Below are 2,949 nucleotides of genomic sequence, written 5' to 3'. Positions count from 1 at the left end.
GCTGCGCTGGATCGCCTTTTTGCGTGCCTGGTTGCAGGTGGTGCGGGAGCGTTCCTCAACGTGCTCAAGCACTATGCGGCTCGCAAACATGGCAATGGAGGTTTGACAGGGGTTTTTCAGGGACGACTAACTTAGTTGAGCATCGCCTGGACGAGGAGGGGCTGACAGCCTCTCTTGTGGGAAGTTTGGCGTCCGCTTTGCCACTTTCATTTCTCGCATTTGGCTCCAATACGCCATCGCAAGTCAGCGAATTCGGGTGGGGTCAGTATCGAAAGCATGGTAGTGACGCATGGAGTGAATCGATGCGAGGCGCGGATTTTGCACTTCTCGTTAAGCTCCCGTCAGGTCGTATACGCCTTTCGATCTTCCAAGCCAAGAGCGATTGGTCAGAAAGTGTGGCGGATGGGCATATCAAGATTAGGCAGGACAGGGAAAGAAAAGACGGCCTAGTCGTTAAACAGCTTAAAGCACTTCACGATACTGGCTGCGATCTTATGAGAAGAAAAGGTGAGAAGTCACCCGGCACGCAGCATCTGACTTGGGTGCATTACCTTTGCCAAATCAATGGACAACTTTGCTGCTTGCCATTGGATCGGATTTCGGAACAAGTTGCCTTGGAGTTGCAAGATAAAGGTGATCCTTTGATCAAAGTGGATAGCTTTGATGCTGTTCTTTTTTCTCAGGTCCTCGCTGACGCGTTCAACTCTCAGAGCGCCAACTGGCTAGAAATCGATCTACCAGATGTCGATGGCAAAGTTCCGGAATGCATTGAACTAACTAGTCTGGCGAAGCTCATGAACTTGATTGTCGGCGAGGACGGGAGCGGCTCTTGGCAGCTTGTGCTCAACGGATGCGAGAGATCGCCACTTGTTCGACTTTCAGGATCGGTGCGGCAGTTTAACATGCGATATGAGCTGCCACCGCCTAAGGATGAGTTTGGCTCCGCCTTCAAGCCATGAGATGCGATGAAGGCGAGCGTATCGCAGCATTTGAGATGCGACTCGGTTCAGATGGGCCTCGGGTGGAGGCCGGCAACCACACCTTAAGAGCCTGAAAATTCCTGGCGCGGATAACTCATGGGCAATTGGCTAGTGCACGCAGTGATCGGCGGCATTGCGGCTTCAACGGTCATCTACTTGGCGCGTTGGGCCTACGGAAAGCGATCTTCTGGAACGATCGGATAGGCCTTGCCATAAACCGAGCAGAACTGCGGAAGATTGAGCGCCTTGGCCAAGACAAGTTCCATGTCATGCAATTCCTGCTGGTCCAGGTGCTGTGCTGCTTGGGATCTTGGGCATTGCCATCATGCTTGGCCCGTTGGCCTTCATGACGGATGGGCCAAGTGGATCGCCCCAGGCTTGGGGTTGTTGGGTCTTTCGATTTACAGGTATGTGATCTATCCGCTTGAACCTGCTCTGCGATGGCACCTGGAATTGGAGCCAACTCGCAACAAGCCGTTTCCAGGTGCGAATGAACCCTTGTGTGTCATATAAGGGTGAGGAGCTTTGGAAACTTCTATCCAAGCTAGCGCGAACCTGAATGATGTAGGCTGACTTTGAATAGCGAGATAAGCGCAGGCCGGAGACTCTATGACTTGCTTCGATGATGAAAACGAACCCCTGCAACGGCTTCATGAAGAGATCAATACGCATGAGTTGGTGACAGCCCTGACGGGATTGACATTGCTGGGAGACGATTTGGCGATGCGAAGCCAAGCCTTCAACTTGGCGATGGTTGATAAGTTCATCATGGGCTTGGAGATGAACTACCTGCGTAGTCGCTTCAATGACGAGTTACCGCGTGAGCCGGGCTCTGCGGTCTTTCTGTCTGCGCAGACCGAGATGTGGATATTTGCCGCCTACGAACTCATGCGTTCGTGGCGAGAGCGAGCGAAACTCGCAATCAAGCTGGCAGAGAATGGCGGACTCGAAGCTAAGATATCTCATCTTTTGGCTAAGCCGGATTGGGATTATGGTGGTCGCATGGTGGCGCGCCAGCTCTCGCGAGTGCGCGACGAGCCAGGAATACTGCCTAGAATCAGGGGTGATCTGCGTCGCAGTCATATACCCTTCCATCTGTTGGAGTGGGTCAGGGTCCAGCTAGCTAAGTATCAGGAACCAGGTAACGAGAAGTCCTTTGTTCGAACTCATCCTATGATGGACCGAGAAACAGGTTCGTTGAACTATGAACTGACACGTGGACCGGCGATCCTCGAAGTGCTTAGCAGACGTCAGCTGGCGGACTTGATGCGAGGGCTAAACGATCAGGAGGTTCCCAGCGAGGAGGCCATCTCTTCCTTCGAAAATTTTCGGAAGGCTAGGCCGCCCGTATCTAATCCTCTATGAACTCACCAGGGCAATGAAAGCCTTGATATGGCCTGTGCCTGGAGTGTCAGGTTCTCAATCGGCGCAGCTTTGAGCGGTTTTGCGCGTGGGGCGCAGCGGCAAGATGACTGATGCCAAGACGATCTGGGTGTGACGTCGGCTCAAGGCCAAGGATCTAATGGGTAACATCCGGAGGTGCAACTGCTAGTGGGCAGTATGCCCGGCCGGTGGGGAGACGGTGGCAAGATCGCGTTTGGCATAGAGGGACGGCCCCTTGGTGACCATCCCCGTGGCGCGGTCAAGCGCTTTGCTACATGGAGTGCTGAGCTTTGCCATCCATCTCGGCCTTTCGTCAGCTTGGGACGTCTCTTTGAGGTCGATCGAAGTTTGGCCTGATTCCATAACAGGCAAAGGAGAACCCTCGAAAATAGGCGTTTTACGCTATTGAGTCGCCCCTGAAAAACCCCCAGGCTGCATCCATTGCAAGGCTTAACCTGCGTTTTAGGTGTGCTGGAATTGCCAGTTTTCGTTACTCTACGAACTGGTTTCTGGCAGTTTTCGCCCATGCGTACACGCCGTCCTGCCGCCGAGCAGTTGCCTGCCGATGAGTTGTTTCGTTCGCGTT

General features: G+C 53.5%; 2 protein-coding genes. Both read left to right on the top strand.

The annotated features are described in order from the left end of the window. Positions 1-302: 302 nt before the first annotated feature. A complete protein-coding gene (locus tag F7R02_RS24755; RefSeq protein WP_139371091.1) occupies positions 303-959 on the top strand; it encodes a hypothetical protein in 657 nt (218 codons plus the stop codon). A 630-nt stretch (positions 960-1,589) separates the two neighbouring features. Beyond that, entirely contained in the window at positions 1,590-2,345 is a 756-nt protein-coding gene (locus F7R02_RS24745) for a hypothetical protein (RefSeq protein WP_078591111.1), read from the top strand. Positions 2,346-2,949: the final 604 nt, after the last annotated feature.

The sequence above is a fragment of the Xanthomonas cissicola genome (assembly GCF_008801575.1).
Lineage (GTDB): Bacteria > Pseudomonadota > Gammaproteobacteria > Xanthomonadales > Xanthomonadaceae > Xanthomonas > Xanthomonas cissicola.
This window is presented reverse-complemented; position numbering and strand designations above follow the sequence as displayed.